Source organism: Haemophilus sp. oral taxon 851 str. F0397, from assembly GCF_000242295.1.
Lineage (GTDB): Bacteria > Pseudomonadota > Gammaproteobacteria > Enterobacterales > Pasteurellaceae > Haemophilus.
In genome coordinates this window covers 1-3,955 of sequence record NZ_JH591076.1, presented here as the reverse complement: position 1 = coordinate 3,955, position 3,955 = coordinate 1, and the positions used below count along the sequence as shown (strand labels likewise).

General features: G+C 35.9%; 4 protein-coding genes and 1 pseudogene. All 5 read left to right on the top strand.

The annotated features are described in order from the left end of the window. Positions 1 to 1,808 (top strand): polymorphic toxin-type HINT domain-containing protein (locus HMPREF9096_RS09025; RefSeq protein WP_009500274.1); only part of this gene is annotated, 1,808 nt, incomplete at its 5' end. Between the two features lie 8 nt (positions 1,809 to 1,816). Continuing rightward, positions 1,817 to 2,218, top strand: coding sequence for a hypothetical protein (locus HMPREF9096_RS05340; RefSeq protein WP_009500273.1), 402 nt, complete (start codon positions 1,817 to 1,819; stop codon positions 2,216 to 2,218). A gap of 211 nt (positions 2,219 to 2,429) precedes the next feature. Beyond that, a pseudogene (locus HMPREF9096_RS09500) lies at positions 2,430 to 2,585 on the top strand (hypothetical protein); the annotation flags it as partial. Next, positions 2,586 to 3,110, top strand: a complete 525-nt coding sequence (locus HMPREF9096_RS05345) for an ankyrin repeat domain-containing protein (RefSeq protein WP_009500272.1) — start codon at positions 2,586 to 2,588, stop codon at positions 3,108 to 3,110. Between the two features lie 265 nt (positions 3,111 to 3,375). Beyond that, positions 3,376 to 3,955: hypothetical protein (locus HMPREF9096_RS08910; RefSeq protein WP_367379032.1), on the top strand; the 580-nt coding region annotated here is incomplete at its 3' end.

The following is a 3,955-nucleotide window of genomic DNA, read 5'->3' as shown; positions in this document are numbered from 1 at the left end:
CAGCGGAAGTGGTGGCTTCAGGATTATCACCTGCGGTGAATAACCAAATTAAGAAAGCGACCACAGATGCAAAAGGTAATGTAAATACCGCTCTCAATTTGACAGCTCATGCACTTTGGGGCGCGGTAGAGGCTTATGCAGGCAATCGTAATGTTGCTGCGGGCGCGGCGGGTGCTGCAGGTGGGGAGGCTGCAGCTCATTTCCTTGCCTCGACACTTTACAATAAATCACCTGAAAAGCTTAGCGAAGAAGAAAAACGTACGGTATCGTCTTTAAGCCAAGTAGCAGCAGGTATTGCTGGTGGTAGTTTATCAGATAGTTCTGATGGAGCGATTATTGCGGCTAAGACGGCGAAAGATTCAGTGGAGAATAACAGCATGGCTGATAACGTTCATCCTAGTGATGAGCGTAAGCAAAACATTGAAATGTATGCCAAGGTTTTATTCAATGGAGATGAAGATAAAGCTAAAGAATATCAAGAAGGCCTAGAGATTGCAGAGGCTAAAGGGCAAATTGATAGTGTTAAAGAAACAGCAGATGCAGTTGTTAATTTAGATGATACTGTTGTGTCTTTATGGGAAGCAATCTCAAATCCAGAGAAAACCTATAATAATGTTGTGGTTTCGTTGAAAGATTGGGATGAGGCTTATGCGCTTGCCCTTCAAGAGAATCCAAAACTCGCGGGTGAAATGCAAGGCTACCGCCAAGGCAAAATGAAAGGTGTTTCGACTGGAGGCGTGGTTCTAAGTGGTGCGGGATTGGGGATAGCTAAGTCTATTGCCAAATTAAAAAATGGCACGATTGATGTAGCTCATTCAGGTATTAATGTCGCGAAGATAAAACCTAAAACTTGTTCTTTCCGTGGTGACATGGAAGTAAAAACAGAGCAAGGTTATAAGCCGATAGCGTCTATTAAAGTGGGTGATAAGGTTTATGCGAAAAATGAACTGACAGGACAAATGACCTATCAGCGTGTACAAGCGCACTACAACAACCCGTATGATTTTACGGTATATGTAGAAGTGATTGATGAACAGGGTAAACAGCAAACCATTGTTTCAAACAAAATTCATCCATTCTTTACCCAGGTAAATCAAGGTGAGCTAGTACCGAGTTCTGAGGGGCATCACTACAAAGGAGAAATCCAAAACGCTCAGTGGGTAGATGCACAAAATCTGAAAGCGGGTTATAAACTGTTATCAGAAAATAATCACTGGCAAACTGTGAAAGGTGTTAGCATCAAGGCTGAGAAGTTAAGTGCGTATAACCTGACAGTTGAAAATGACCATACTTACTTCATTAAAGGAGCGAATTCTGACCTTGATGGCGTTTGGGTGCATAATGATTGTTGGCATGCTTTACCTGACGGAGCTAAACGAGTAAAAGATATTGATGGATATAATACATATCAATTTAAAGATCACAGTGGAAATGATGTTATAGTTATTCAAAAATCTAAAAATAGATTTGAGACTTTAGATCATTTTGGAGTAGAAGTCACATTGCCGAAACAGCATAGTTGGGAAGCAGCAAGAAATTTAGCTTTAACTAAAGTTGGAGATCTTGGGATAGATTCTAAGCCATTCATAGGAACTTTAGCTGTTAGTGATGGATATGGAAAAGTTGTAGGTAGAATATCATCTGATGGGAAAAAAGGGTGGCGATTAGATTATGATCCAAAGAAAGGAATGCATATTAATGTTTTTGACTACACTAAAGGAAAAGGTGATAAGGCTATTAAGGAGGTAATCCCATTTAATGGAAATAAAGATGATTTTAATCGATATCTTAAACAATTAAATAAATAAGGATTCATATGACATTATTTGATGAATGTAAAGAGGCTTTATCGGAGAATTTCCACCTTCTGTCTGAAGATGAAAAGGAACAAGTTCTAAAAGAGTTTTATACATACCCATTTGAATATGGAAGTATAGATAAAGATAGTAAGAAAATAAAAATATTGGATCTTGATAGGTTAATTGAATTAATTGAAAAGAAAATAATTAACCAAAATGTTTATGTTTTAGCAGATATAAACGATGTTCCAGTATTTAAAACTAATTTACTATTAGCGCTAGATAAATTAGATGATATTTCTGCTTTATCAACAAGAGTTTTTATTCTTGGTATTGGGTATTTAGCTCAGGTTGTTTCTAGAAATCCACCTTTAGACATTGTAATTCCAATAAATGGAGATATAAGTAAATTTTTGTAAAACGTTTTAGACGGTTTGATAGAGCTAAAGTGCGGTTAATTTTCAAAGAGTTTTTAAACTTCTTAAAAATTGACTGCACTTTTTAACATATATGCATCTTGCAGAGTCAGTGATTGGTAGTGAAGCAAGTGTAGGTGGTAATCACCTTAAGACAAAATATTCAGGATAGGAGCATAGGTGATTATCTCTTGCAGCTAAAGAGTTAAATTGGAGTCAAAAACAATTTAATGATTATGTAAATGCAAGACCTAATAAATTTAGGTTAGAAAATATGTCTGAAAATCGAAGTCATAGAAATGAGATGCCTGGTAAAGATGATATTGAACGAATTGTTCGTGATATGAAAAACTTTGAAAGAGGAAAATAAATGAATAATAAGTTAGAGATGGGCATAAAAATTTTAGATGCAATGGATTCTGGTGATTTAACTTTATTGGAAGAGCTTTTTCAAAATAAAGAAAGGAATATCATGGAAGTAACTCCTGTAGAGCATTGGAATTGGTTGCATAAAGCCTTATTAGGATTTGAGTCAAATAAACCATCTTCTGATGTTATTAATTATCTAATTAATAAGGGTATAGATATTAATGCTCAGGATATATATGAAATGACTCCTTTGCATTATGCATTACGAAGTAAAAATGCTGAGGTGGCGATAGCGTTGCTCAAAGCTGGAGCAAATCCTAATTTACCGAACCAAGATGGTTTAATCCCTTTATCTATGATTGGATATATCCCAGAGAGATTGGATGTTTTAGAGCTTATGCTTCAAAAAGGGGCAAATGTGCATTATTTAGTAAATGAGGATGAAACTATTCTTGAAAGTTATAAACCTACAGAGAATGAGCCTCAATTAAAACCAATTTATGAATTAATGAAAAAGTATTCTTAGAATTTAATGTTTGAAAGTGCGGTCAATTTTCAAAGAGTTTTAAAACCTCTTTAAATTGACCGCACTTTTTGTGTTTTAAATATAGGCTTTGTAGTATTTTTAAGCAAAATTTGATGTAACATTATAAGTTTTATTAATAGCTTAAAAAGAGCAAATCACGTACGCATACTGAAGGAAAAACCATTTTAGTACCGGCAGCATTACACATTCAGATATTGAAAATCACTCAAATTATAGTGGCAGCAGTTTTGGTGTGAGTGGCAGTGTGTCAGCTAACTTTGAAACACCATTTGGAGAGAATGGTGCAGCTCAAAGTACAAAACAAGCCACGGATAAAGATGGTAATCTGCTTTATACCGATAAAAATAGCAACACAACTGTTAATTCTAAAGGAGTAGATGGAAAAGAGAACACCAAGAAATTAGCTGAAGGCAAGGAATCTCTCCAATTCTCTTATGGCATGGGCTATGGTAAAGATTCCGATAGCCAATCTAGCACAACAAAAAGTGGTATTAATACACAAAATATCATTATTAAAGATGAAGCAGAGCAATTAAAACGTACAGGTAAAACGGTACAAGAAGAGATTGCTGCGATAAAAACCGATATCACTACAGAGAGTGCACAAAGCCAAAGTGGCAAATTAGAGAATCGTTTTAATAAAGATGATGTTCAAAAAGAACTCGATTTCCAACGTGAGGTGACAGAGAAATTTGGACCAAATGTCGCGGAAGCAGGAAGTTTGCTTGCTAATAAATTTGGCGAAGAAGCGAAAGCGAAGCGTCATGAAGCCGCAATTGCGTTAGAAGAAGCAGAAAAAGCCAAGGCAGAAAACAACAACGAAA

Bases quoted from the DNA above. Each gene is read 5' to 3' on its own strand.
- HMPREF9096_RS05340 (WP_009500273.1), top strand. From the start codon at position 1,817: ATGACATTATTTGATGAATGTAAAGAGGCTTTATCGGAGAATTTCCAC.
- HMPREF9096_RS05345 (WP_009500272.1), top strand. From the start codon at position 2,586: ATGAATAATAAGTTAGAGATGGGCATAAAAATTTTAGATGCAATGGAT.